Below are 25,811 nucleotides of genomic sequence, written 5' to 3'. Positions count from 1 at the left end.
GCTCTAGCATTTGACTACGCTTAAAAACTTAAGCGTAGTGTTTTAATAAGTTAGGTACATCTAGGATTAAAGCAATGCCACCATCAGAAGTGATAGTTGCCCCAGCCATACCTGGTGTACCTTGCAATAAGGCATCAAGGGGCTTTATCACCACCTCTTCCTGACCGATAAGGGAGTCAACAACAAAACCCACTTGTTTAGTCCCTATCTGAGCTATTACAACATGACCCTCAGCTTTTCTCATGCTTCGGTCTGCGCCCTTCACCAGCCAATGTTCGAGATAAAACAGTGGTATGGCTTTTTCACGAACAATGATAGTGAGCTGTCCATCAACTACATTGGTCTTAGTCAAATCAAGGTGGAAAATTTCGCTCACTCCCGCGAGCGGTAGTGCGAAGGTCTGCTCTCCAACCACAACCATTAAGGTAGGTAAAATGGCCAGTGTCAATGGAACCTTGATCTCTAATACAGTGCCAACTCCGAGTTCAGACTGTATATTAACAGAGCCATTAAGTTGGGTAATTTTAGTCTTTACGACATCCATACCGACGCCGCGGCCTGAAATATCAGATATCTGTTCTTTTGTTGAAAAGCCAGGGGCAAATATTAGATTGTACGCTTCGGTATCCGACAATCTGCTTGCTTGGTCTGAATCGATCACGCCTTTATTAATAGCAATTTTCTTCAACTTTTCAGGATCCATACCTGCACCATCGTCACGAATGGTCAGTAGAATATGATCCCCTTCTTGAGAAGCTGAAAGTGTCACGGTTCCCATTCTTGGCTTACCAGACGCTTCTCGAACATCTGGCATCTCAATTCCGTGGTCAACAGAATTTCGTACCAAGTGAACCAACGGATCCGCAAGCGCTTCAACTAAGTTTTTATCTAAATCAGTTTCTTCACCTTGTAAAACAAGATTGATTTCCTTTTTTAAGCTTCGAGCAAGGTCTCTTACAACCCGAGGAAAGCGACCGAACACTTTCTTGATGGGTTGCATTCGAGTTTTCATCACAGCGCCTTGCAAGTCAGCTGTCACCACATCAAGATTTGATATGGCTTTACCCATACTCTCACTATTTGTGTTATTCGCCAGACTGACCAAACGGTTGCGTACCAATACCAACTCACCGACCATATTCATGATTTCATCAAGACGTTTTGTGTCGACACGTACTGTTGTTTCTGCTTGTGCAGCTGGCTTTTTAGCTGCAGGAGCTGCGGCCTTTGCAGGCTCTGCTTCTTTTTGAGGCGCAGGTTTTGCTTCGGCTTTAGGAGCTGGTTTAGCCGCTGGCTTAGCCGTCGGTTTTGAAGCTGCTTTCGCTTCAGGCTGTTTGGGTGATGGCGTTGGAGCTTGCGTTACCGCTTCTTCAGTTGCTTTTGGCGCACTGCCTTTTCCATGTAACTCGTCTAATAAGGCTTCAAACTCATCATCTGTGATTTCCTCATCGTCTCCACCGTTGGCATTTGCTTGCTCACTGACTTGCGCTGGTGCTTGAGCTTCTTTAGGAACAGGGTCTTCACTGTTTGGTGCCCCGCCAAATTTGCCGACACCGTGTAACTCATCTAATAGATTGTCAAATTCGTCATCAGTAATGTCGCCATCATCACTGCTTGGTGGTGCACTTTCCGGGCTTTCTGTACTGGTCGGAGCGGGACCATTTCCTGAACCATGTAACTCATCAAGTAAATTTTCGAATTCTTCTTCAGTTATCTCATCAATACTAGAACTGGCGTCGCCGTCAGTATCGGCGTCAAATAAAACATCATCTGCACTAACTTCAGGTACTGGTTCAGTTTCTGCAACAGGTGCTGAAGCGACTTCTTCAACTACCTCGCCCTCAGATGCTGGTTGACTGAGTTTGTGAAGTGTTTCAAGCAACGCAGGATCAGCAGCTTCAGGCTCTTCACGATTTTGGATACAAGCAAACATCTCATTGATTGTATCCAAAGACTGTAAGATAACATCCATCAATTCGGAAGTTACTTTTCGTTGTCCCTGTCGTAACACATCGAATACGTTTTCCGCACCATGACAAGCGTCTACCAGCTCCGTCATGCCCAAGAATCCAGCTCCACCTTTAACAGTATGGAAGCCACGGAAAATCGCATTAAGAAGTTCTTTATCTTCAGGGTTGTTTTCTAGCTCAACAAGCTGCTCAGATAAAAGCTCTAATATTTCGCCTGCTTCAACAAGAAAGTCCTGCAAGATATCTTCATCGACTTCAAAGCTCATACACACTCTCCAACTAGAAGCCTAAACTAGATAGCAAGTCATCGACTTCGTCTTGACCAGAAACCACGTCGTCTCGTGATTCAGCGTCAATAATTGGACCTTCAGGCCCAGACAATTCATCACTGATAGTCTCTGTTGTTTTTATTTCATTTTCATTCGATTTAGTACCGGCCTGTGTTTCGTCTGCTGAACCAAACACAGTAAGGAGATGAATGAGACTATCTTCTACTTCTCGAACTAATTCAATGACACGGCGGATGACCTGACCAGTTAAGTCTTGATAATCTTGTGCCATGAGCACGTTTGTCATCAAACCTTGTAACTCGTCCGTACGTGTTTTCGAAGTCTGCATAAAGCTATCTAGGTCGTGGCACAGAGATTTGAATTCTCCGAGCTGAATATCTCTACTCATTAAACGATCCCAAGTTGGCTTTATTTGTGCTAGTTCGTCGGCAAGGTTTTGTGCCAACGGTAAGCTCTCTTCGACAGCGTCCATCGTTTTGTTTGCAGCGCTCTCCGTCATTTCCATGACGTAGTTGAGGCGCTGTTTAGCGTCAGGAATGGCCTCCGTTGTGAGGTCTGCAAGGCGAGTATCCAGTTCAAAGTTTTTCAATGACTCATGTAACTGACGAGTAAGCTTGCCAACCTCTGCAAATAACTCGGATTGCTCTTTGTTAGCAGCCTCTAAAATCAGCTGATCCGCTTTTTCTTGTTCACCTTGCTCTAATAGCTCTACAAGTTGTTTAGCTTGCTCGAGTGTAATTTGAGGCGCAGCGTTTACAGACATAGGCCATTTCCCCTTGCTGTTAGCCTAAGCGCTCAAATACTTTTTCAAGCTTGGTTTTAAGTGTACCTGCCGTAAATGGTTTCACGATATAACCATTAACCCCAGCCTGTGCTGCAGCAACGATCTGCTCTTTTTTTGCTTCCGCGGTTACCATAAGCACAGGAATATGTTTCAACTTTGCATCAGCTCGTATTGCTCGCAATAAATCGATCCCTTGCATTCCTGGCATATTCCAATCAGTTACTACAAAGTCAAACTCCTGATTTTGTAGCATCGGAAGTGCTGTACTACCATCATCAGCTTCTTGAACATTTGTAAAGCCTAAATCTCTTAATAGGTTTTTGATTATTCTTCTCATAGTAGAGAAATCATCAACCACGAGAATCTTCATGTTCTTATCCAAAACTTCCTCCAGTGAGGTTCGAACCCAACTATTTTATGTACTCTAATTTATCCAGTCATTGATTTTAGCTTTTAGCTTTATCATTGCCTGACCGTGAATTTGACTTACTCGAGATTCACTGACATCTAAAATGGCGCCAATCTCTTTTAAATTCATTTCATCGTTATAATAAAGCGACAAAACCATGGCATCTCTTTCTGGTAATGATTTTATCGCATTTACTAAAGACTCGTTAAAACGTTCATTTTTAACGTTATTAAACGGTTTGTCTAGCGCAAAATCGCTATTTGCAGGGGTAATCACATCTTCGTCTACCCCAAGATCCTCAATGCCTATTACTTTGCTTGCATTTACATCATGTAAAATATGATGGTACTCATCTAGAGATATATCAAGTTTTTCAGCGATTTCAGTGTCTTTTGGTTCTCGACCAAGGAGAGATTCGAGCTCAGATATAGTCTCTGCAACCATTCGGCTATTTTTGTGGACAGATCGGGGAGCCCAATCTCCACGACGAATTTCATCAAGCATCGCACCTCGAATACGTATGCCCGCGAAAGTTTCAAAACTGGCACCTTTACTGGCGTCAAAGTTTTTTGTTGCCTCAATTAACCCTATCATTCCTGATTGGATCAAATCATCAAGTTGCACGCTTGCCGGAAGTCGAGCGATTAGGTGACACGCCACTTTTTTGACAAGTGGAGCATGCCTTTCAACCACCTTATGAATATGGTCAGAAGTTTGATATCCCGCAGCTCTGTTGACCGGAGAAGCCATAATCACCCGTTTACAAGTTGTTCAATAAAAAATTCTAAATGACCAGAAGGCTGATGAGGAATTGGCCACTTAGCCGCTCTCGTAGCTAAGCCTTTAATAGCAACAGCTGCAGGAGAGCTTGGAAATAAATCAACGATAGCCCTTTGTCGACGTGATGACTTACGCATATTTTCATCAAACGGTACTGTCGCGACAAGCTCTAGAGCAACGTCAAGAAAACGATCGGTCACTTTTGATAGTTTAGCAAAAAGTTCCTGACCTTCACGCATGCTACGAACCATATTGGCCACTATTTTAAAGCGGTAAACTCCATGTTCTCGACTTAATACTTTAATTAATGCGTAGGCATCTGTAATGGATGTCGGTTCATCACACACTACCACGAGTACGTCTTGAGCGGCACGAGAAAAACTCAACACCATATCCGAAATTCCGGCTGCAGTGTCAACAATTAACACATCAAATTGTGTATTTAGTTCACTAAAAGCTCTTATTAACCCAGCATGCTCTGCTGGAGTGAGCTCAACCATATTCTGAGAACCTGACGTAGCTGGTACAATTTTTATACCTGCAGGCCCTTCAACTAGAATTTCATCTAGTTCACACTCTCCTGATAAGACATGTGATAAATTCTTTTCGACTCTTAGACCTAGCATCACATCACAGTTTGCCAAGCCTAAGTCCGCATCTAAAACAAGAACACGCTGTCCTTGCTGACCCATAGCAATAGCGGTATTGAGCGAAACATTGGTTTTCCCCACTCCCCCTTTGCCGCCGGTCACGGCTATGACTTTTACACCCTGGTTGCTACTTTGACTCATTCTACGCAGGCCACTTGCTTGATCTAAAACTGTGTTAATCATACATTCCTACTGACTCTGACGCTACAGGTACACGTCGAGAGTGCTGTGCTTTTATTCTTTTTAAATACAGTTGCTCAGCCTTTTTTACTAGCTTTTGAGCATTTGCTACACGAATGTCCTCTGGCACTCGCTGACCGTTGGTAAGATACCCTATTGGCAAGCGATTTTGAATCGCTATGCTAATAATCTCACCTAAACTTAGACTTTCATCAAGTTTTGTGAAAATACAGCCACTTAAATTTACTTTTTGGAAGTGTCTTACCGTTTCTTGCAACACGTTCATTTGTGATGTCGCACTTAACACTAAATAACTTCTAATATCAACTCTTGCGCTACGCATAAGTGTATTTAACTGTTCAGTTAAGCGCAAATCTCTTTGACTCATTCCTGCCGTGTCTATTAATACTAGACGCTTATTACGTAAATGATAAAGCACTTCTGCAAGTTCATTTGCATCTTTTACTTGCTTAACTGGACAGCCGATGATTCTACCATAGGTTGCTAGTTGCTCGTAAGCGCCAATTCTGTAGGTATCCGTTGTAATAAGTGCAACTTTATCTGCACCGTATTTTTGGGCGCCCAATGCTGCAAGTTTTGCCACTGTCGTTGTCTTACCTACACCAGTCGGGCCGACCATTGCAAAAACGCCACCTTGACGCAAAATATCATTGTTGGTGGTGTGCATCTGATTTATGACCATATTTAAGAGTGCGCTCCACGCCTCTTTTCTTGATACATCATCTGGAATGAAGCATGCCATTTGTTCAGCAACTTCTTTATCAATCCCCATCCCCTCCAGACGGTCTACAAGGCAAGCTCGTGTCGGATCGCGACGCGCCATTTCTTGTTTCATTAGCCCAGATACCTGATGCTCTAGCAGCTGGCGAATTGAGTTCATCTCTTCGCGCATTGCACTCATTTCATCTTTTTTGCTATGAACCTCTGTTAAATCATCACCAAAGCCATTATCGAGGTCATCAGATTCTCCCCACGGCTTCGATTGCTCTGTGGCTTCATCTTCAAAGTCAAAAGATTGACGATGAGTTTGTGGCGCTGACCTGTAAGTAGGCTTCGCCTCTGGTTGCATCTTGCGTTGGTTGCCTAGCATCTGTTCTGTATCAATGCCTGACTGCGAGAACATAGAGGCAAGCTCTGGTGAGCGAGGACGTGGAGCTTGACGCTCCAAAAGCGCCTCTAAGCTGTCAGCTACCTGAGCCTGCTTAGCTGGTTGTGCTTGACGAGGCTCTGGTCGCACAAAACGCGTTTGTGTTTCTTTTGGTGCACTAGCTCGGCCAGTTGTAGGTTGTTGCACCGGTGCAGCTGTGCGGTCATTATCAATTGCAGCAACAATTTCAACACCATCAGCTAGCTTTTTGTTAGACATAATGACAGCATCTGCGCCAAGCTCTTCTTTAACTTCATTTAAAGCCGTACGCATATCTTTTGCAAAGAAACGTTTAATTTTCATGTTACAGCCCCTTTATCCTCTATTGTCCTACCGAGCTTACTATCTTGATTTGTCTCTCTTCAGGCACTTCTTGATACGACATCACTCGTAAACCTGGGATAGTGTGTTTAACAAACCTAGACAATACACTTCTTAACATACCTGAGGTTAATAAGATGGACGGCTCACCTAGCATTTCTTGGTTATGATGTGCTTCTTTTAATGACTCTTGAAGCCTCTCTGCCAAGCCAGGTTCTATGCCTGCCCCCTCATCACCTGCGTTCTGAAGTGACTGATGCAACATCTGTTCCAACTCAGGTGCCAATGTTATGACAGGGATTTCATCGTCTCCTCCAACAGCATCTTGTACGATTAGTCTACGTAGGGAAATTCGCACTGCAGCGGTTAGTACATCAGGGTCTTGGCTGCGAGGGCCATACTCGACAAGTGTTTGCACAATTGAGCGCATATCGCGAATAGCAACGCCTTCATTAAGTAAATTTTGTAATACCTTAACCACCGTAGTCAAAGGCAAGATATCGGGTACAAGGCCTTCAACTAAACGAGGGTGACTTTTAGCTAGCATGTCTAAAAGGTTTTGTACTTCTTCATGGCCAAGTAACAATGAAGCATTATTTGTAAGCAGCTGACTGATATGAGTGGCAACTACAGTTGCTGCATCAACAACTGTATAACCAAGAGAATGCGCCTCGTCCTTCTGATCCGGCTTAATCCATACCGCATCCAATCCAAATGCTGGGTCTTTGGTTTCTATGCCCTTAATTGGGCCAAATACTTGCCCTGGATTAATCGCCAATTCGTCACCATGCTTTAACTCACCAGTTCCAGAGCCTACTCCCATTAGAGTAATATTATAAGCATTAGGGTCTAATTCTAGGTTATCGCGAATATGTACTGGTGGTACTAAAAAGCCCAATTCTTGCGAGAGCTTCTTACGAACTCCTTTGATCCTACTTAATAACTCACCACCTTGTGCCTGATCGACTAGTGGGATGAGGCGGTAACCAACTTCTAGACCTATTACATCGACAGGTTGAACATCGTCCCAGCCAAGCTCTTTTTGCTCTTGCTGCTGCCCACCTTTTGCCGAAGAGCCTTTCGCCGCTTGTTCTGCCTTTTCAATTTCGGCTTTTTTCTTCTGCTGGCTGGTGTAGTAAGCGATGTAACCCAACAAAGCCCCTAAACCCAAAAAAGCAACGTGAGGCATGCCTGGAACCAGACCCATCGTAATTAAAATACCAGAAGCAATCGATAGTGATTTTTCATTACCAAGCTGACTCTTAAACTGATCGCCCATGTTGTGCGATTCATTTTGACGAGTAACAACTATCGCGGTACCAATAGACAATAATAATGAAGGGATTTGTGCGACCAGTCCGTCCCCGATAGTTAGCATGGTATACACTTCCATCGCACGACCAAAGCTTAAGTCATGTTGGATCATGCCAACAAAAAGACCACCAATAATATTAATTGCTAAGATCACTATGCCAGCAATCGCATCACCTTTAACAAACTTACTGGCACCATCCATCGAGCCATAAAAGTCAGCTTCACGTGTCACTTCATCACGGCGAGTTCTTGCTTCGTCGGCAGAAATAAACCCTGCATTAAGGTCAGCATCAATCGCCATTTGTTTACCAGGCATTGCGTCAAGTGTAAAACGTGCGGATACTTCAGAAATACGGCCTGCACCTTTGGTAATAACGACAAAATTAATGATGATGAGAATAAGGAATACAACCAGACCAACGGCATAGTTACCACCAATAACCACACTACCAAATGCCTCAATTACTTTACCTGCGGCATCACCACCATTGTGCCCTTCAAGAAGTACCACTCGGGTACTTGCAACATTTAATGCTAAGCGCATTATTGTGGCTATCAATAGTACTGCTGGAAACATACCAAACTCTAATGGCTTCATGGTGTAAACCGTCACCAGGAGCACCACCAGCGCGAGTGCTATGTTAAAAGAAAATAAAATATCGAGTAAAAAAGGTGGTAAAGGTAAAATAACCATACCTAATGCAGCTAATACCAACAGAGGTGTCCCCACCCCCTTAGCGTATTCTTTTTTATCTCGATTGAGTTGCTGTAAAACTGCTTTAAATTCCATAACTTAACACATGCAAAAATTTGACACAGATAAATCAATGCAATATGTATTCCAGCTTGAAATCAAGATTAACTAGTGCTTAAGTTCATTAGGTATTGGTAGGTTTTTGCTTAAGGCAGTTGGCCGTTTGCCTTTGCCCTTTTGAAAACGGTTAAGTTGAAAAACGTAAGCTAGCACTTGAGCAACTGCTGTAAATAATTGCTCTGGAATTTGATCTCCGATCTCTGTTGTATGATAAAGAGAACGAGTCAACGCTGGAGATTCAACGATGGGTACATCTCGGCCAATTGCAATCTTTCTTATCTGCATCGCCAATTCATCAACCCCTTTTGCCAGAACAATAGGCGCTCCAGCCCGCTCAGTATCGTATTTTAGCGCGACAGAATAGTGAGTTGGGTTTGTTACTACAACATCTGCATCTGGCACATCCTGCATCATCCGCCGCTGCGACATTTCTCTTTGAGTACGGCGGATCCGGGCTTTTATTTGCGGATCACCTTCGGCGTTTTTATATTCATCTTTCACCTCTTGTAAGGTCATTTTTAGTTGTTTATGATGATTATAACTTTGGTAAGGGGCATCAATCGCGGAAATCACTATCATAGTGCAGCTCAGAGCTAAAAACATCCACGCGATAATCTCTAGCGCATGCTCAATACTTGAGGGGATCTGCTCTATACTTAAATGCAATATTTCATAAAAATATATTTTAATCAATAAGATAGCAAAGCCAGCAACGAGTACAAACTTTAGTATTGATTTTAACAACTCTATTGCAGCTTGAGGCCCTAGCATGCGTTTAATGCCTTTCATTGGTGACATTTTACTGGCTTTTGGTGCCGCAGCCTCCCATGAAAAGTTAAACCCACCAAGCAATGTATTTCCAACCACTCCAGCAATAGCGATAATAAAAACGAACATAGCCATAGGAAACAGTAATTCATCGGCAACATCTGCCCAAACCGCAAACATTTTTGTTGTATCGTACGTTTCATTGCGATTTAACGATAGCATTCTGCCCATTACATTGTAGAGCGCTTTGCCGATCCCTGGTCCATACAGTAACAATGCTATTGCAGAAAATAACAATACAAATGTCGTCCCGAGCTCTTTTGAGCGCGCCACTTGTCCTTTTTTTCTTGCCTCACTAATTTTTTTTGCTGTGGGCTCTTCGGTGCGCTCTTGACCTGAATCTTCTGCCATCTTTTACTTGCACCTCTATACCGTACAACCAATAAGGTTACACATTAGCTCTGTCATTTTTAGCCACTGAAATTCAAATTGTGCTAAAAAATTCCCTAAAGTAGCCCAAATAATTGTTAAACCGGCCACAAGTGTAAACGCAAAGCCGACTGAGAATATATTCATTTGCGGAGCTGCTCGGGTCATAATCCCAAACGAGATGTTGATAACCAGCATAGCGGTTAGCGGAGCCAAGGATAATGCAAGCGCAGTTGAAAACATCCACCCTCCCCAGTTGACAATAAGCCAAAAGTTATCAACTTTCCACCAATTACCAGCAATGGGGAAGCTCTCAAAGCTGTATACAACCATCTGGATCATCATGAGATGTCCGTTGTAAACAAAAAACAGCAGTGTTGCTAAGATTAGATAAAACTGACTGACCGCAGGTACGCTTAATCCATTGGCGGGGTCGACAACTGACGCAAAACCAAGGCCCGTTTGCATCGCCAATATCTGGCCGGCAATAATGAAAGTATTTAATAATAATAGTGACCCAAATCCTATCGCAATACCTGTTATCATTTCCTGAATAACAACAAAAATCATAGAAAATGAAAATAAGTCGGTAAATTCCGATTTGGGTAAAGCGGGAACGACTGCAAATGTAATAACAACGGCAAGCGCAAACTTGATCCGCGCGGGAATACTTTGTGCTCCCAACCCTGCCATTACCATGATCATCGAGCTTATACGCACCAGCGGCAGCAAAAAGTCGCTCAACCACTGCATGATCACTGCAAAGGTAAACTCCATGATTAACCCGCTATTTCAGGGATTCGCATCACGAGTAGGTTAAAGTAGTCCATCAGGACTTGAGTTATCCAATGACCTCCAGCAATTAGTGCCATAATTGTGATAATAAGCCTTGGCAAAAAGCTGAGCGTTTGCTCATTGATTGACGTCGCCGCTTGAAACACCGCAACCACTAGTCCAATTAAAAGCCCAGGTATCACTATAGCAGACACTAACTTTATTACGATAAACAGCGCATCACTCAAAATATCAACGAAAACTTCTGGTTCCACGTTACACCCCCAACCCGAAGCTTCGCGCGAGCGTACCCATCACCAAACCCCATCCATCTACCAATACAAATAACATAATTTTAAATGGCAAAGAGACAATCATAGGTGAAAGCATCATCATACCCATGGCCATTAATACACTCGCGACCACCAGGTCGACAATCAAAAATGGAATAAAGAACATAAAGCCAATAATAAAGGCAGTTTGTAGCTCAGAGGTAACAAAAGCGGGGATTATCACAATAAACGGGGTGTCTTCTGGACTATCTAATTTGTCATAGCCGGCGATTTTTGCAAATGTCTCTAAATCTTTTATCCGTGTTTGCGACAACATAAAGGCTTTCATTGGCTCTTTTGCCCGCTCTAACGCCTGTATAGATGTGATTTCTTCTTTAATATAAGGCTGAACGGCCTGATCATTAATTTGTGAGAAAATTGGCGCCATAATAAATAATGTCAAAAACAAGGTTAACCCTAGAAGGATTTGATTAGAAGGAGACTGTTGAAGACCAATGGCTTGTCTTAAAATTGCTAACACAACGATAATACGCGTAAAGGAAGTCATCATAATAACAGCCGCAGGAATAAAACTTAACGCTGTCATTATTGCTAATACTTGTAGCGTGACAGAATACTCCTGAGAGCCATCGGGGTTAGTCGTAACGTTTATCGCTTCGATGCCTTCGGCGCCAACAGTGCCAGAGAAAATAAGTAAGCAGAGTATCAGCAATCTAATCATGATTTGTCTTATTGTTGTTATCTTCAGCGCGACCTTTTCCTACCAAGAATTTTTGTAACTCATTGGCAAAAGGCGTTCGATTAATATCATCAAGTGGTGTTTCTAATTGATAGAGATAATTGATATTGTTCGGCGTCACTCCAAGCAGGTGGTGTTTATTGTCCAGTTCAATAACTAACAACCTCTCCTTGGTGCCAAGCGAAACACTACGGATCACTTTGAAATCTTTTTGGTTGACCATATTTGGATTCAAGCGCTTTAAGATGAAAGCGAGCCCTAACACCAGTCCAATGACCAGCATCAGTGACAACCCCATAGAAAGTAGCTCAGCACTTAACCCAGAGGCTGCTGACCCTACTGGCGTTACCGTCGCGACAGATGTTGGTGCCGCGCTAGCGGTTGTTGTAACCGCTAAGCTAAATAAACTCAAGTACCCACCTATTCGCATCAGCGTAGCTTTTTAATACGCTCAACTTGGCTTATTACGTCGGTTAAACGAATACCAAATTTATCATTCACAACCACAACCTCGCCATGTGCAATGAGCGTTCCGTTAACTAGTACATCTAGCGGCTCACCTGCGACACGATCCAGCTCCACAACAGAGCCTTGGTTTAGCTGTAAAAGGTTTCGTATGTTTATTTTTGAACGACCTACTTCCATTGAAATAGTGACTGGAATGTCTAGGATCGTGTCAAGTTTTCGTTTTTCATCTGACGATAAGGCAGTGCCAGAGTCTTTCAGCTCATCTAATTCAGCAACTTCTGGCTCGCCATCGTTGTCAGAGCCTTCTGCTTCAGCTAATGCTGCAGCCCATTCGTCCATAGTATCTTGATCATCGCTCATTGATTACTACCTGATTTAATTTATTTTTACCCACAACTGGCGTCTAATGATAACAATCACCTAGAGACTACCAATCTAAATCAACACCTTCTGATAGGTGCAAATCCTCTTCAAGCTCAGCAAGCTCTGCATCTGAGTCCAGCTTTTTACCACCTTTGGTAAATACATGAAGTTCAGACTTAACAGATTCTGGACGCTTAATTTTTTCACTGATCTGCAGTGCAACATTATCGCGAGACCGTCCCATTTTAGCTCTAAAGGTCGGTAACTCTTCAACAAATACCGTTACATGTTCAGGCATTTCAACTGGAATAACATCCCCTGCTTGTAACTTCATTATCTGCTCTAATGACAAATCTACTTCGAGCAATTGTGACGAAACTTCTACTTCCACGTCCATTATCTCATCGCGTAGTGCCTTACTCCAGCGCAAGTCTGTATCTTCGGTATCAGATTGTACACCAGCGTCAAGCAACTCTCGGATAGGTTCAAGCATCGAGTACGGGAGTGAAATGTGAAAATCGCCGCCACCGCCATCCAACTCAATATGAAATGAGCTGATAACGACAACTTCAGTCGGCGATACGATGTTCGCCATCGCGGGATTCACCTCCGAGTCTAAGTACTCAAAAGACACATCCATTACAGGTGCCCAAGCTTCTTTATAGTCTTCAAAGATGATTTTTAGTAGCATTTGAACAATACGTCGTTCCGTCGGAGTGAACTCTCGCCCCTCAATCTTGGCATGATAGCGGCCATCTCCACCGAAGAAATTGTCTACCAAAATAAATACTAATCGTGCTTCCATAGTAATTAGGCCAGTCCCTTTTAATGGCCTGAACCTCACCATGTTTAGACTAGTTGGTACAAACAAGGTATGAATATACTCGCCAAACTTGAGCATCTGCACGCCGTTAATAGACACTTCAGCGGTACGTCGCATCATGTTAAAAAGGCTGATCCGCATGTGGCGTGCAAAACGTTCGTTAACGATCTCAAGTGTCGGCATGCGCCCACGCACAATCCTATCTTGAGATGAAAAGTCGTATTGTAAGGCGCCGGCACCATCACCATCTTCACCATCTGCGATTTCGTCTTCTTCGACTTCATCTACACCATGGAGTAGCGCATCAATTTCGTCTTGGGATAATAAGTCGCTCACAAATACTACCTTATTGCATTACAAAGCCGGTAAATAACACGCGCTCAATCACTTTACTACCTTCAACCCCTTCCATTGCTGCTTGCACTTTGTCAAGTGCAGTCAACCTTAGCGTTTCCTTGCCAGCACTGGTGCTTAACTCATCAGCGGTTGTCGTTGAAAACACACTAAGCAGTGTCCCCTCAATCAGTGGGATATGTTTTTTGGCAACTTCTTCGTTGACATCTCCACGCACCAATAGCTGCACTTTTATTTGCACAATCCTATCGCGGCTTGCCCCGGGTACATTGAAAACAAAAGGTCTTGGCATCGCGACATACAACGCACTACCAATTTGCGCTGAGTTGCCTTGCTCCACTTTCACTTCACTTGCTGTTGTTTCTTCAGCGAGCGTTTCCTCTGGCGCATCTGAGCCTGAAAATAGGAAAAATCCGGCAACACCACCGAGCACTAAAACGGCAGCCGCAATAATAATAATCAGTTTCTTCTTCGAGCCACCTGTTTCTTCTATTTCTAAGTCAGTTTCTTCAGCCATAGCAAACCCTTATATTCTTTTGTAACTACAATAATAGCAGGTGTTAGGCATAGTAATCTATTGCAGAATCAGTATTTCTCTGCGGTGAAGCTTGTACATTTTGTGCTGTGTCATCACTACTACCATGTCCAGCTTGTCTACCAGCACTACCAGAATTTCCTTCAGCATCACCATCGCTCTGCCCTTGTTGCTGATGAGATATTTGGCTATCTCCTAACTCAATCCCTTGTTCTGCAAGCATTTCTCTCAGTCTGGGCAAGGACTGCTCTAGTAACTCTTTTGCCTGTTGATTTTGCACAACGATATTCACTTGAGCTTGCTCTGCATCACTTTTTATTCGTATCTGCATTGCCCCCAACTCAGGAGGATCAAGTCTGATCTCAGCCTCTTTATTGTTTAGGTTCAACATCATACCAACTCGCTGATGCAGCTCCTTGGCGGCATCTTGACGCGCAATGTTGATTGCCTGTTGAAGGTTAGCATCAGTTGCAGGTTTTGTCTGTGCTGTTGATTGGTTTGAAGACTGTGTTTGTTGAACTTGCTGCACTTCTTTTAAGGTTTGGTTTAAAGAGGAGTTATCCTGCTGTGGTGTTTGAACAGGGCTTGTTTCTTGCTTTATTGCTGCTTGTGTAGTTGCGACGAAGGGCTGACGTTCAGATTTGAGCGCTTCCTTATTTGAATGCGCTTCAACTTGCGCTGAACGACTTAACTCTTTTTCTGCCAGTTTTTCGATAACTTGTTTATCGGTATTTTGTTTTTCTACGTTCTGTTTTTCAAGTACGCTGCTTTCAACATCTTGTAACTTTTGATTTTCACGATTTTGATCCACATTCTGTTTTACCGAGGTAGGGATATCTTTCCCCTCTTTAAGGGGCGTCGTTATTACTTTTTCCTTAGTAAGTTGTGTCTCGGAAATCACAATATCATTAACTGATGTTTTCCCCTCTGACGTCATATTCTCTGAGTTTAGCGACTGAACAAGAGGTTTGAGCTGTTCTAGCGTCGTTACGCCAGAGCGGTTTCCTAGGAGCTGTGCTATTGCTTTTTGAACACCTGGAGAAGCATCATAAACATCCAATTTACCATCAATTACCGCTTTTAATTGTTGTTGTTCTTGATGGGTCAACTTTGCAATTATCTGAACTTGTTGTTCACCACCTTTTGCTGCACTTTTCTTGGTATCTATAGCTACTGTAGCGTTCGATTCAGTAGCTGACTCTTTCAACTTCGCTTTACTCTGCTTTTCATCAGCAAGCAAGTCATCATCAGACGTGGTAGATTGAGTGCTCTGTACTTTTAAAACGGCTTCATCGGTACTATTTTTCAGTCCTATTGCCGCTTTACTCCCTAAGTCTGCATCATCAGCTTTATTGTTTTGTAACGCGCTCTCTACCCCTTTAGTCGCAATGGCAGTTGCTACAGTTGACTTCTCAAGTTGATCTTCAGCATGTTTCTCAGGCTGGTTTTGCATTGGCAGCTTGTCCATACTTTGAGCTTTTGGATCTGTTCTTTGTTCTTTGCCAGTCGAAATGAGCGTACCATCTATGGCTGAAACAGGTTTAGTTTGCTCCTTTTGTCCCTGCACCTCTGCGTCTTCTGTCGGTTTTGCACCAGAAATACCATTAGACTCTTTCTCTAGCGCTTCTTTGACAGATTGCGCTACTAAACTTGGATGCTGCAATGAAGTATCTTGCTTCTTTGATGCACTGATTTGTGTGTACAAATCATTATCTGGTAAATCAGGTAACACTTCGCCTGACATCTCTGAAGGTATACTATCGCCTTGATACTGAGATAGCACAGCACCTTCTCCCCCCTTTTCTTTTACTGGTGGTGTAACACTTTGTTCAGACTCAGCTAATTCCTTAGTGACACCAGACCCCAAGTCTGATGAACCATCTGAATCGACTTGCTCTTGAGCAGACTTATCGCCTTGATGAGTTAGCTCAGCCATCAATACGCGAAACCCGGTTTCACCCTCTTGGCTATTAGCGTCCTGCTCTGAGGCTTTACCTTTAACCTCAACTTCTTGACTGCCTCGTTGCAGCATAGATGCAAGCATTACATTCATTATTAAGCTACCTCAAAAAGTGGCAATATACTGCCGTTGTAATTAACGCTAACACGCCTAAAAGCCGCATTATTAAGCATTCACTACATAAATTTGAAAACGTTTTAACTACTTTGCATATTTCGAGCCAACCTACCAAGAGCGTGCTCTTCGGACAAATTGGTTGGTGGCAAACTCATCCAGCATTCTTTGCTCTGCTTTAGCTAATTTTTGCTGCTGTGCCAACGCTTGTTTCTCTATTAGCTTTTCAATGGCTTTGGTTTTCGCTTGTTGCGCTAACCACAATTTACGGCGCTGCTCAACGACTTGTTTAGCGGTATTCACGGTTTTCGCCTGCTGATCTATCGCCTGTTCAATCTTATTAATAAAGTTATGATATTGATTGAAACCACCACTCGTTAAACCAACCTTTGCCTTATTGTGAAGCTGCATACTGTACTCCATCCGAAAATCGTTGAGCCCTGATAATCTTTGTTGGTTGGTAGTAAGATGTTGCTGTGCTTGCACAAAGTTTGCGCGCAAGTTATCTTCTTTGTCTTTTTCTAATTTCAGCAGTAGGTCTAATTTATTGTTTGCCATTATGCTTGTCCCAGAAGCTGCGCAAGGTTTTGTAGACACTCATCATAGTTGATAACGTCTTTCATTCCTTGCTGTAAGAAATTATTGACCGCAGGCATCATGTTTATCGCCTGATCTAACATTTGGTCACTACCTTTTTGGTAGGCACCAAGAGTGATCATATCTTTGTTCTGCTGATACATTGAGTAGACTTGCTTGAGCACTCTAGCTTGCTGCATATGCGCTTCAGATACAACTTGTGGCATAACACGGCTAATGGACTTTTCAATATCAATTGCTGGGTAATGCCCACTATCCGCAAGTTCTCTCGAAAGTACTATATGACCATCTAATATCGCACGAGCAGCATCCGCGATTGGGTCTTGCATATCATCGCCTTCACTCAATACCGTGAAAAATGCGGTAATTGAGCCTTGTCCTTCACCGCCATTACCCGCTCGCTCAACCAATGCGGGTAGTTTTGCAAACACCGAGGGGGGGTAACCCTTTGTGGCTGGCGGCTCACCTACCGCGAGTGCAATTTCTCGCTGCGCCATGGCATAACGCGTTACAGAGTCTAATAGTAGTAAGACATTTAGGCCTTGATCGCGAAAATACTCAGCGATTGTCACTGCGCTTTCACAGCCTTTAAGGCGCATTAAAGGTGAAGCATCCGCCGGTGCGGCAACCACCACAGAACGTCGCCGCCCCTCTACGCCAAGTATTTCATCAATAAACTCTTTAACTTCCCGCCCACGTTCTCCGACAAGGCCAACAACGATAACATCAGCTTCACTGCCTCGGGTCATCATGCCAAGCAATACTGACTTACCTACACCACTACCTGCAAACAAACCCATACGTTGACCTTGCCCAACAGTAACAATAGAATTTATGGCTCGTACCCCTACGTCCATTGGGGAGTCGATCGGTCTTCTAGCTAGTGGGTTTATCGGCGCTGCTGCAAATTTCAAGTGCTGCTGGGCATCTATGGCACCGAGGCCATCAAGAGGGCGGCCTAAGCCATCAACAACACGGCCAAGTAGCTCCATACCGACGGGCAGACCTGAATCTTTCACTTTGGGAATAACGCGGGCGCCAGGAAGCACACCAGTAATATGATCGTTAGGCATCAAATAAAGCGTATCTTGATTAAAGCCTATCACTTCAGCGTCAATGAAACCGCCAAGCGTTTCAATTTTGCACTGACTGCCAATAGGTGCATTCAGTCCTCTTGCTTCCAGCGTTAACCCAACCACTCGAGTCAGGCTACCTGCAACGGCCACGCCATAAGGCTTTACAAACTTTTTGTATTTACTGATCCGCTCGCTCAAAGCAGCTGATGTAGACATTTCGTAGTTACCTATTTAGATGCTTCCCTCAAATGCTTGCGAACAACAGGCAATGAGGGCAAGTTCTTATTTACGGATTTATACCACTGTCTAGCAAAAATGATTCCAATACTTCACTGATGCGGTTTTTCAGTGTCATATCAATTGAAGATTGTGGTGTTTTGACCTCACATCCCCCTCTATCTAGAGTTGGTTCAGGGATCAGCTGCCAATGCTGTGATTCGATGTGTTCCGCACCATACATAGATTGTACTAACTCGAGATCTTCTGGATGCAGATGTATTCGCACCGTTTGCTCTTTAACTGGTAGCGCATCCATTGCTTTTTTCAATGCGTTCAAAATAAGCTCAGGGCTGGTTTTCAGTTCTTTAAAAATGACTTGCTCTGCCAATAAATTGACAAGATATACCAGTTGCTTTTCACACTCATCATCAACACGTGTAAGTGGCGATTGCATCTCGTCTAATAAGCTTGAAAGTGCTTTCATGCGTTCTTCGATAATTGGTTGTGCTTCTTCGATGCCCTTCTCTTTCCCTATCTCAACGCCTTCTTTATAGCCAGCTTCTTTACCTTCTGATACGCCTTTTTCAAAGCCCTCAATATAACCTTGCTCATGACCTTGTTTGATACCTTCGTCATAAGCATCTTGGCGAATTTGTTCAAGCTCTTCGAGTGTTAGCGTCGGAAATTCAGGCTCTTGTGGCTCAGGCTCTTCGTGAACTTGTTTCTTACTGTAGAGCTCCTCCAACGGCGTGCCAAACGCAGTCGATCGCCCTCTAAATTTCTCTGGTTTATCAGACACATCTGGTATTGGCCAGTTTTCTAGCAATTCATCTAATGCTTCGGTACTGACAGGGCGACCTTTATACAGCTTTTTATCGACCATGGTTTACAAGAACTCCTCACCACCACCACCACCAAGCATGATTTCGCCTGAATCGGCCAAACGTCTCGCGGTAGCAAGAATTTCTTTTTGTGCTGCTTCAACTTCACTTATCCTGACAGGCGGCATAGCTTCTAAGTCATCTTGCATCATTTCAGCTGCGCGCTTGGACATATTTTTCAATATCTTATCTTTCAATGAGTCATCAGCGCCTTTAATCGCTTTCATCAGTACATCTTGCTGTACTTCACGCAAAATTGCTTGGATCCCTCGGTCTTCTACATCCATTAAATTCTCAAACACAAACATTAAATCTTGGATTTGTTGTGACATCTCTTCATCATGTTCGCGTATAGAATCCATCAGCTGGCCTTCAACGTTAGTATCAAGATAGTTCATGATATCAGCGGCCGCTTTTAAGCCACCCATTTTCGCAGCCTGCGCACCAGCTTGGCCAGCAAATTGTTTTTCCATGATTTCGTTTAGCTCTTGTAATGCCGCGGGCTGAACTTCTTCTAAGTTGGCGATTCTCATCGTTAAGTCTAAGCGCACTTTCTCAGGAAACTGAGACAATATTTCTGCGGACTGCTCCGGCTCTAGGTAAGACAAAACAATGGTTTGGATTTGCGGGTGCTCGTTACGAATGATATTCGCAACCTGTTTAGAGTCCATCCATTTTAATGAATCTAAGCCTTTTGCACCTGAACCCATTACAATTTGGTCTATTAAGCTTGCTGCTTTGTCTTCGCCAAGTGCTGCAGTCAGTGCTTTTTTAATAAAGTCTTCAGATTGGAAGCCTATGGTACTAAAGCTTTGTATTTGCTCAATAAACAAGTTATGCACTGCTGCAATTTTAGCCTGTGATAAGTCATCCATAGACGCCATCGCCATACCCACCTTTTGTACCTGCTTTGGCTCTAGGTGCTTTAAAATTTGAGCTGCATCTTCTTCTGTCAAACTAAGTAGTAAGATGGCGGCTTTATCAACGCCATCTAATTTTTCAACGTCAAAGGCCACGGGTAATTGTTTTTGTTCTTCATCAGTCATCTTCGGTTAACCACGCTTTCACAACTTGTGATGAGAGTTCAGGTTCATTCGCAACAAGGGCACGTACCGCTTTTAGTAGGTCCTCATCACCATGTAAGTCTGGCAATTGTAATCTACCGTCTGATGAGAAGCCAACTGCTGACTCATCGAAATCGTTATTTAGCATATCTAACGTGCTATCACCTAGGTCAACACCGCTGGTTAAGGCATCTTCATCAAAATCTTCCAGTGTATCATCTGGGTAAATTAGACGTTTAAGCATAGGTCGTACCACTGCTAAGATTAGCACAATGATAACTAACGTTCCCGCAACTAAGCGAATGGTTTTTTGGAACCAATCTTGTTCCCACAGTGGTAACTCTTGCATTTCCATCAAATCTTCGCGAACGAATGGTACAGTAACCACTTCTAGTGCGTCGCCACGCTGCATGTCAAAGCCGACACCGCCTTGAAGCAAACGACGGATATTGTTCAGCGCTTCTTGTGAACGAGGCACCATAGTCATATTACCTTCGGCATCTGGCTGAGGTAGGTAATCAACCGCCACACTCACACTAATTCTGCGAATAACGCCAGTTTGTTGACGCTTATGACTAATCGTCGTATCAAGTTCGTAGTTACGGGTCGCTTCTTTTTGAATACTGCTAGGCGTAGTGCCATTACCGTTTCCCCCTTGACCTGCAACTTCAGGGATATTTGAGTTAAGTGGAGGTTGGTTCGTCAGCGCTCCAGGGATCCCCACTGATAGACCGCCAATATTGTTTTCTTCGTAAGTTGTTTCACTTCTGACCGCTGGTAAATCAGGGTTATAGCGTTTTTGTGTTTCTTCAACTGCACTAAAGTCCATCGTCAGATCAACTTGGGCCGTAAAATTGCCTAGGCCCACTGTTGGGATCAGTATACTGTCTATCTTTTCTAAGTACTCTTGCTCTCGCTTACGTTCAATTTCGTACTCTTTTCTAGAGCGAGCAGCAAGCGAATCTTGTGAACCTGAGTTAAGTAAGCGTCCATTTTGGTCAGTCACCGTTACCCGTGATGGCTCCAGCCCCTGTACCGCTGATGCCACGATATCTACGATAGAGTCAACTTCTTCTCCTCCTAAAGTTCTGCCACGCTTTAGCGTGATCACCACTGTCGCAGATGGTTTCTTTTCACGACGGGCAAATACGTTCTCCTTTGGAATAGCTAACAGTACTTTTGCACGATTTACATCTTGCAGCTCTTCAATCGTTCTTGCCAACTGCTGCTCACGACCGTGTTTTAGCCGTTCTCTTTCAAGACGTTGACTAACACCAAAACCCATGTCCTGCATTAAAATATCAGTACCGGAGCTAGGAGATTGGGTGAAACCATCACGCGCCATACGCAACTTAACATCTTGGTAATCCGATTCAGCAACTAAAATAGTATTACCGTCTAATTGGTACTCAATTTTTTGTTGGTCTAGGAAGTCTAGCGTCTCAACTAGCTCTTCAGTAGGATATTTACCCAGCGGACGCATGTCTGGCTGGCGGGCCCAAATAATGATAAAAATGGCAATTGCTAAACAAATAGCTAACGCAATAACCAGAGTAACCTGGCGCAACATATCGACACCGCTTAGCGCACTGAAGTAGCCAGACTTTTGCTCTTGTTGCTCGTCCGAACCGCTGTCGTTATTCAGCGCTGCGTCGGAAAGTGTAAGATCTGTTGATTGATTAGTAGCCACGATTACTCTCCACAATCATTTTGTTAAACTGGCATGCTCATGATTTCTTTATAGGCTTCGACAAGTTTATTGCGAACTTGTACCGTTGCCTCAAAAGCGACCGATGATTTTTGTTTTGCGATCATCGCCTCAGCAAGAGAAACACTACGATCACCCATCTCCACCGCCGTCACTTTTTTCTTTGCGTCTTGCTGAAGGCCATGAACAGAATTGAGTGCGTCAGAGAGTAAATCTCCAAATTGAGCTGAAGAAGATGCTGCTGTTTTAATTGGCTGCACAGTAGGCTGCGTATTTCTTGTCGCTTCTGCGGCCATTGCCTGCATTTCTTGGAATAGCGCTGATGATTGTACTTTCATGATGCTTTACTCAAAATAACTCTTGTTACCTTGATGAAAGCAGGAAACATGCCAATATTAAAACACTTTAATTTCAGTTAGTTAAGCTGAAATTACCCTGTCGGAAAATTGGCAGTCGGAGGAAAAGGAAGGTGCCAGAGAAAAGCAACAGCTTCGTTTAGGTTGATGTTGTATTAGCCTGAGGTGTACAAATGAAGGTAAGCTCACGTCCTACTTTTAAGCTCACCTTCAAGATATCTGAGAGACTCTTTCACCTAAGCTGGTAACGCAATTCCGAGATCTCGCATTTTTGCTAGCTTATAGCGCAGTGTCCTTGGGCTCATGCCTAAAACTTCAGCCACTTCTTTGCGCTTACCATTAAACTTAGCAAGCGTATCCAAAATAATTTGATGCTCTTTGTCCTGTAGCTCATCCTTATAATTGATGATGCCATCATCATTGGGAGCGTCTTCTGTAACGGACTGTGTGAGGCTAGTTTCTGACTCAACCAAAGACATCGGTGAAAAGTTTTCAATAAAAATATCATCTTCTGTGATTTCAAGGCCCTGAAACAATATCAAAGCACGCTGGATGACGTTATCAAGCTCACGCACATTGCCAGGCCAGCTATGAGAATTTAACTTTTGCTTAGCACTAGTACTTAACTTGGGTGTTGGTTTACCCGCTTTTTGCATATGTCTTGATAGCAAGTGCTCAGCCAATACCGTGATGTCTCCTGCTCTATCTCTAAGCGGCAGCCATTCCAATGGGAAAACATTAAGGCGATAGTATAAATCTTCTCTAAATACCCCATCTTCAACCGCTTCTTTCAAATCTCGGTTACTGGTTGCCAACACCCTAACATCTAGTGTTATGGTTTTTCTACTACCAAGTCGCTCCACTTCCCGCTCTTGTAAAACGCGAAGTAATTTTGCCTGAAGCCCCAAATCCATTTCTGTGATTTCATCCAGTAATATTGTCCCTTTTTGCGCTTGTTCAAACTTACCAGGGCATGCCTGAATTGCACCTGTAAATGCGCCCTTCTCATATCCAAACAGGGTAGCCTCAAGCATATTTTCTGGAATTGCAGCACAATTAATTGCAATAAATGGTTCGTCAGCCCTGTCTGATTTATCATGAATATAACGGGCTAATACCTCTTTACCTGATCCACTCGGCCCAAGCACCATTACACTGGCATCAGACTTTGCTACTTTTGCAGCCAACTCAAGCAGCTTTATACTCTTTGGATCAGCGACGATAGGACCCTCTGTTTCTTTTTCTTTTTCAGGTAGGTAACGACCCACCATATTCAACAACACTTCAGGCGCAAAAGGCTTAGCCATGTAATCAATGGCTCCCAAACGCATCGCTTCAACCGCATCATCAATGGTCGCATAAGCTGTCATCATTAACACTGGCAGCTCAGGGTAGTTAAGCTTTATGGATTTCAACAAATCTAGCCCGCTCATTGCACCCATTTGAACATCGCTTACCACCAAAGAAAACGTCTCTTGCTTGAGTAACAATACGGCTTGCTCTGCACTGTTTGCTTCGACACACTCAATGCTTGAAAGCTGTAACGTATCGATGAGCGCTTCTCTTAAGCCGGCATCATCTTCAACAACTAACACTTTATTACTCATAATTCCTCCGCTTTGATCAGTGGTAGTATCAGACTAAACTGTGCACCTAGACCTTTGATATTTTCAGCCCTGACAAACCCTTTGTGTGCATTTGCTACCGAGTTTACAACTGCCAAACCTAATCCTGTTCCTTGCGATTTGGTGGTAAAGAACGGTTCGAACAGCTTATCGACTAGCGCTTCATCTATACCTGGACCATTGTCTGTGACAGAAATACGCACGTGCTCGCCACAGGGCTCACGCTCTGCTTTAAGCTTAATGTAGGCGTCACTGCCAATAATTTGAATACTGTTATGGATAAGGTTCTGAATAGCGCTCGCCAATGCAGTACGATTACCAAGTATCTCAATATCCGGCTCAGGCAAATCGGCTTCCAACTTAGCGTGATTAAGTTCAACCATAGCGTCAGCACCCGCTTTGACTTCACTTAGTAAATACTGCATAGAGACCCGTTCAACCACTTGTTGTTCGCCACTTTTTGCGAATAACAGCATGTCATTCACCTGATTTTCTAAATCTTTTAATCGTGACATCAATTTGTCATGAAACTTTTCCCGAGATGCTTGTGGTAAGTTTGTAGCGCCTAAATTGGCACCATAAAGCATTGCTGCTGACAATGGCGTTCTAACTTGATGCGCCAAAGAAGCCACCATTTTTCCCAATGCGCTTAGTCTTTGCATGTGAGCAACTCGACTCTGTAATCGCCGAGTTTCTGTCAGATCAGTCATTAGGATCAGCTGCCCAGGCTCGGGCGCTAATGCTGTTATATCCAGCTTAATTCGGCGACCGTCTTTAAGAGAGACCTCGTGACCATCATCTTGCTGTGGCCTAAATGAGCGTTGAATAATACTGAACCACTTTTCTCCCTCGAGCGGCTCTCCAAGCATATCCATTGCTATCTGATTTGCTTTGGCAATCATCCCTTGACCATCTAAAACAATCACGCCTGCTGGCATAGTGTCAACCAGATGACCTAGCCAACTTGCTTGTTGTCGTAGATCGCTCAACTCACCCACATATGCCTCTTGAAGTAAGCAAGGGTTATAATGACCAGTAGTTGGTACAAACTGAGGATTAATAACATGTGCTAATGCCATTTTTCCGCTCTCTTAAAAATAAACTCATGTAGAAAAAGCAAAAAACATTCCAACTTTATATTCCTTTAAAAACATGAAGTTAAAGAAGCACTGTAAAGAACAATTTATTGACACTGTATTTATGTACAGCTACATGTTAGAGTCCTAAAGCTCGAACAATAAATAAGCTAAAGGACACTTTCATGAATAGACGATGCAGTTGGGTTGATCAAAGTAAACCCGATTATATTGAGTACCACGATAAAGAATGGGGAAAGCCAGTACTCAATGACAAAAGCTTATTCGAGTTTCTGACCTTAGAGTCCGCTCAAGCAGGCCTTAGCTGGTATACCATACTAAAAAAACGTGAGGGTTATCGGCAGGCATTTCATAACTTTGATGTGCAAAAAGTCAGTCAAATGACAGAACAAGATATTGAAAGGTTATTGACGTTTGACGGTATCATTAGAAATCGAGCGAAAATCGCTGCCACCATCAATAATGCTAGGCACTTTATTGAGATCCAACAAGCCTTCGGCAGCTTTGCTCGTTATCAGTGGGGGTTTGTTGACTATCAACCCATTGTAAATAAAATGCGTGATAAGCAAGACGCCGTTGCTACTAGCGAAATCAGCGACAAATTCGCTAAAGACTTAAAAAAGCGGGGATTTAAATTTCTTGGTTCTACAACAGTATACGCGCACATGCAGGCCTGTGGAATGGTAAATGACCACGCAGATGACTGCTTTTGCAAACAGGCTATTATTGATAGTTATGCCTCTTTGGATTTTTCGAAAATAGAGTAAATGCTTAAAGTGGCACTTATTTCAGGACAAGTGGTTCGAAGTTATACCAATTTTCTTAATTAAGTGGTCTATTTTGAGGCGAGAAAATCTTGTCGATAACTAGGCAAAAATTTTGATATTT

25 protein-coding genes are annotated in these 25,811 nt (G+C 43.3%); 1 reads left to right on the top strand and 24 read right to left on the bottom strand.

The features are described from left to right. Window positions 1-28: 28 nt before the first annotated feature. From D9603_RS02195 to D9603_RS02080, 24 genes are all read right to left on the bottom strand, one after another. A complete protein-coding gene (locus D9603_RS02195) occupies window positions 29-2,236 on the bottom strand; it encodes a chemotaxis protein CheA (protein ID WP_128729880.1) in 2,208 nt (735 codons plus the stop codon). 13 nt (window positions 2,237-2,249) lie between these two features. Continuing rightward, complete coding sequence (locus D9603_RS02190) at window positions 2,250-3,023, bottom strand: protein phosphatase CheZ (protein ID WP_128729879.1); 774 nt, start codon at window positions 3,021-3,023, stop codon at window positions 2,250-2,252. A 19-nt stretch (window positions 3,024-3,042) separates the two neighbouring features. Continuing rightward, window positions 3,043-3,426 (bottom strand): chemotaxis response regulator CheY, encoded by a 384-nt coding sequence (cheY, locus tag D9603_RS02185; protein WP_125252000.1) that lies wholly within the window; start codon window positions 3,424-3,426, stop codon window positions 3,043-3,045. A gap of 42 nt (window positions 3,427-3,468) precedes the next feature. Continuing rightward, window positions 3,469-4,203: an RNA polymerase sigma factor FliA gene (locus D9603_RS02180; RefSeq protein WP_128729878.1), complete on the bottom strand. Its 735-nt coding sequence runs from the start codon at window positions 4,201-4,203 to the stop codon at window positions 3,469-3,471. Window positions 4,204-4,205: 2 nt separating this feature from the next. Then, window positions 4,206-5,066, bottom strand: coding sequence for a MinD/ParA family protein (locus tag D9603_RS02175; protein WP_125252002.1), 861 nt, complete (start codon window positions 5,064-5,066; stop codon window positions 4,206-4,208). Further along, window positions 5,059-6,534: a flagellar biosynthesis protein FlhF gene (flhF, locus tag D9603_RS02170; protein WP_125252003.1), complete on the bottom strand. Its 1,476-nt coding sequence runs from the start codon at window positions 6,532-6,534 to the stop codon at window positions 5,059-5,061. The genes D9603_RS02175 and flhF overlap by 8 nt, the downstream gene beginning before the upstream one ends. A 19-nt stretch (window positions 6,535-6,553) precedes the next feature. After that, window positions 6,554-8,656 carry a flagellar biosynthesis protein FlhA gene (gene flhA, locus D9603_RS02165; protein ID WP_128729877.1) on the bottom strand — a complete coding sequence of 701 codons (2,103 nt, stop codon included), beginning with the start codon at window positions 8,654-8,656 and terminating at the stop codon, window positions 6,554-6,556. Window positions 8,657-8,728: 72 nt separating this feature from the next. Beyond that, window positions 8,729-9,859, bottom strand: coding sequence for a flagellar biosynthesis protein FlhB (gene flhB, locus D9603_RS02160; protein WP_128729876.1), 1,131 nt, complete (start codon window positions 9,857-9,859; stop codon window positions 8,729-8,731). Between the two features lie 15 nt (window positions 9,860-9,874). After that, on the bottom strand, window positions 9,875-10,654 hold the full coding sequence (gene fliR / locus D9603_RS02155; protein ID WP_125252006.1) for a flagellar biosynthetic protein FliR: 780 nt from the start codon (window positions 10,652-10,654) through the stop codon (window positions 9,875-9,877). 2 nt (window positions 10,655-10,656) lie between these two features. Next, entirely contained in the window at window positions 10,657-10,926 is a 270-nt protein-coding gene (gene fliQ, locus D9603_RS02150; RefSeq protein WP_125252007.1) for a flagellar biosynthesis protein FliQ, read from the bottom strand. Between the two features lies 1 nt (window position 10,927). After that, window positions 10,928-11,665 carry a flagellar type III secretion system pore protein FliP gene (gene fliP / locus D9603_RS02145; RefSeq protein ID WP_125252008.1) on the bottom strand — a complete coding sequence of 246 codons (738 nt, stop codon included), beginning with the start codon at window positions 11,663-11,665 and terminating at the stop codon, window positions 10,928-10,930. Next, window positions 11,658-12,113 (bottom strand): flagellar biosynthetic protein FliO, encoded by a 456-nt coding sequence (gene fliO, locus D9603_RS02140; protein WP_128729875.1) that lies wholly within the window; start codon window positions 12,111-12,113, stop codon window positions 11,658-11,660. The genes fliP and fliO overlap by 8 nt, the downstream gene beginning before the upstream one ends. Beyond that, window positions 12,113-12,511 (bottom strand): flagellar motor switch protein FliN, encoded by a 399-nt coding sequence (gene fliN / locus D9603_RS02135; RefSeq protein WP_125252010.1) that lies wholly within the window; start codon window positions 12,509-12,511, stop codon window positions 12,113-12,115. Before fliN ends, fliO begins: the two co-directional genes overlap by 1 nt. Window positions 12,512-12,578: 67 nt before the next feature. Further along, window positions 12,579-13,673 (bottom strand): flagellar motor switch protein FliM, encoded by a 1,095-nt coding sequence (gene fliM / locus D9603_RS02130; RefSeq protein ID WP_128729874.1) that lies wholly within the window; start codon window positions 13,671-13,673, stop codon window positions 12,579-12,581. Window positions 13,674-13,683: 10 nt separating this feature from the next. Then, window positions 13,684-14,208: a flagellar basal body-associated protein FliL gene (gene fliL / locus D9603_RS02125; RefSeq protein ID WP_128729873.1), complete on the bottom strand. Its 525-nt coding sequence runs from the start codon at window positions 14,206-14,208 to the stop codon at window positions 13,684-13,686. A gap of 43 nt (window positions 14,209-14,251) precedes the next feature. After that, window positions 14,252-16,279: a flagellar hook-length control protein FliK gene (locus D9603_RS02120; protein ID WP_128729872.1), complete on the bottom strand. Its 2,028-nt coding sequence runs from the start codon at window positions 16,277-16,279 to the stop codon at window positions 14,252-14,254. Window positions 16,280-16,411: 132 nt separating this feature from the next. After that, window positions 16,412-16,858, bottom strand: a complete 447-nt coding sequence (fliJ, locus tag D9603_RS02115) for a flagellar export protein FliJ (RefSeq protein WP_125252014.1) — start codon at window positions 16,856-16,858, stop codon at window positions 16,412-16,414. After that, entirely contained in the window at window positions 16,858-18,189 is a 1,332-nt protein-coding gene (fliI, locus tag D9603_RS02110) for a flagellar protein export ATPase FliI (RefSeq protein WP_125252015.1), read from the bottom strand. Before fliI ends, fliJ begins: the two co-directional genes overlap by 1 nt. A 70-nt stretch (window positions 18,190-18,259) precedes the next feature. Then, window positions 18,260-19,075, bottom strand: a complete 816-nt coding sequence (gene fliH / locus D9603_RS02105) for a flagellar assembly protein FliH (protein WP_125252016.1) — start codon at window positions 19,073-19,075, stop codon at window positions 18,260-18,262. Window positions 19,076-19,078: 3 nt separating this feature from the next. Beyond that, complete coding sequence (gene fliG / locus D9603_RS02100) at window positions 19,079-20,119, bottom strand: flagellar motor switch protein FliG (RefSeq protein ID WP_128729871.1); 1,041 nt, start codon at window positions 20,117-20,119, stop codon at window positions 19,079-19,081. Continuing rightward, entirely contained in the window at window positions 20,112-21,830 is a 1,719-nt protein-coding gene (fliF, locus tag D9603_RS02095; protein ID WP_128729917.1) for a flagellar basal-body MS-ring/collar protein FliF, read from the bottom strand. Before fliF ends, fliG begins: the two co-directional genes overlap by 8 nt. Window positions 21,831-21,850: 20 nt before the next feature. Next, complete coding sequence (gene fliE, locus D9603_RS02090) at window positions 21,851-22,183, bottom strand: flagellar hook-basal body complex protein FliE (RefSeq protein WP_125252019.1); 333 nt, start codon at window positions 22,181-22,183, stop codon at window positions 21,851-21,853. A 254-nt stretch (window positions 22,184-22,437) separates the two neighbouring features. Beyond that, on the bottom strand, window positions 22,438-23,808 hold the full coding sequence (locus D9603_RS02085) for a sigma-54 dependent transcriptional regulator (RefSeq protein WP_128729870.1): 1,371 nt from the start codon (window positions 23,806-23,808) through the stop codon (window positions 22,438-22,440). Then, window positions 23,805-24,905, bottom strand: a complete 1,101-nt coding sequence (locus tag D9603_RS02080; RefSeq protein WP_128729869.1) for an ATP-binding protein — start codon at window positions 24,903-24,905, stop codon at window positions 23,805-23,807. The genes D9603_RS02085 and D9603_RS02080 overlap by 4 nt, the downstream gene beginning before the upstream one ends. A gap of 182 nt (window positions 24,906-25,087) precedes the next feature. On the opposite strand from D9603_RS02080, the gene D9603_RS02075 reads away from it, so the two are divergent. After that, on the top strand, window positions 25,088-25,690 hold the full coding sequence (locus tag D9603_RS02075; RefSeq protein WP_128729868.1) for a DNA-3-methyladenine glycosylase I: 603 nt from the start codon (window positions 25,088-25,090) through the stop codon (window positions 25,688-25,690). Window positions 25,691-25,811: the final 121 nt, after the last annotated feature.

This window comes from Pseudoalteromonas sp. PS5, from assembly GCF_004103255.1.
In the GTDB taxonomy this organism is placed as follows: domain Bacteria; phylum Pseudomonadota; class Gammaproteobacteria; order Enterobacterales; family Alteromonadaceae; genus Pseudoalteromonas; species Pseudoalteromonas peptidolytica.
This window is presented reverse-complemented; position numbering and strand designations above follow the sequence as displayed.

Bases quoted from the DNA above. Each gene is read 5' to 3' on its own strand.
- D9603_RS02195 (WP_128729880.1), bottom strand. From the start codon at position 2,236: ATGAGCTTTGAAGTCGATGAAGATATCTTGCAGGACTTTCTTGTTGAA.
- D9603_RS02190 (WP_128729879.1), bottom strand. From the start codon at position 3,023: ATGTCTGTAAACGCTGCGCCTCAAATTACACTCGAGCAAGCTAAACAA.
- D9603_RS02180 (WP_128729878.1), bottom strand. From the start codon at position 4,203: ATGGCTTCTCCGGTCAACAGAGCTGCGGGATATCAAACTTCTGACCAT.
- D9603_RS02175 (WP_125252002.1), bottom strand. From the start codon at position 5,066: ATGATTAACACAGTTTTAGATCAAGCAAGTGGCCTGCGTAGAATGAGT.
- flhF (WP_125252003.1), bottom strand. From the start codon at position 6,534: ATGAAAATTAAACGTTTCTTTGCAAAAGATATGCGTACGGCTTTAAAT.
- flhA (WP_128729877.1), bottom strand. From the start codon at position 8,656: ATGGAATTTAAAGCAGTTTTACAGCAACTCAATCGAGATAAAAAAGAA.
- flhB (WP_128729876.1), bottom strand. From the start codon at position 9,859: ATGGCAGAAGATTCAGGTCAAGAGCGCACCGAAGAGCCCACAGCAAAA.
- fliR (WP_125252006.1), bottom strand. From the start codon at position 10,654: ATGGAGTTTACCTTTGCAGTGATCATGCAGTGGTTGAGCGACTTTTTG.
- fliP (WP_125252008.1), bottom strand. From the start codon at position 11,665: ATGATTAGATTGCTGATACTCTGCTTACTTATTTTCTCTGGCACTGTT.
- fliO (WP_128729875.1), bottom strand. From the start codon at position 12,113: ATGCGAATAGGTGGGTACTTGAGTTTATTTAGCTTAGCGGTTACAACA.
- fliN (WP_125252010.1), bottom strand. From the start codon at position 12,511: ATGAGCGATGATCAAGATACTATGGACGAATGGGCTGCAGCATTAGCT.
- fliL (WP_128729873.1), bottom strand. From the start codon at position 14,208: ATGGCTGAAGAAACTGACTTAGAAATAGAAGAAACAGGTGGCTCGAAG.
- D9603_RS02120 (WP_128729872.1), bottom strand. From the start codon at position 16,279: ATGAATGTAATGCTTGCATCTATGCTGCAACGAGGCAGTCAAGAAGTT.
- fliJ (WP_125252014.1), bottom strand. From the start codon at position 16,858: ATGGCAAACAATAAATTAGACCTACTGCTGAAATTAGAAAAAGACAAA.
- fliI (WP_125252015.1), bottom strand. From the start codon at position 18,189: ATGTCTACATCAGCTGCTTTGAGCGAGCGGATCAGTAAATACAAAAAG.
- fliH (WP_125252016.1), bottom strand. From the start codon at position 19,075: ATGGTCGATAAAAAGCTGTATAAAGGTCGCCCTGTCAGTACCGAAGCA.
- fliG (WP_128729871.1), bottom strand. From the start codon at position 20,119: ATGACTGATGAAGAACAAAAACAATTACCCGTGGCCTTTGACGTTGAA.
- fliE (WP_125252019.1), bottom strand. From the start codon at position 22,183: ATGAAAGTACAATCATCAGCGCTATTCCAAGAAATGCAGGCAATGGCC.
- D9603_RS02085 (WP_128729870.1), bottom strand. From the start codon at position 23,808: ATGAGTAATAAAGTGTTAGTTGTTGAAGATGATGCCGGCTTAAGAGAA.
- D9603_RS02080 (WP_128729869.1), bottom strand. From the start codon at position 24,905: ATGGCATTAGCACATGTTATTAATCCTCAGTTTGTACCAACTACTGGT.
- D9603_RS02075 (WP_128729868.1), top strand. From the start codon at position 25,088: ATGAATAGACGATGCAGTTGGGTTGATCAAAGTAAACCCGATTATATT.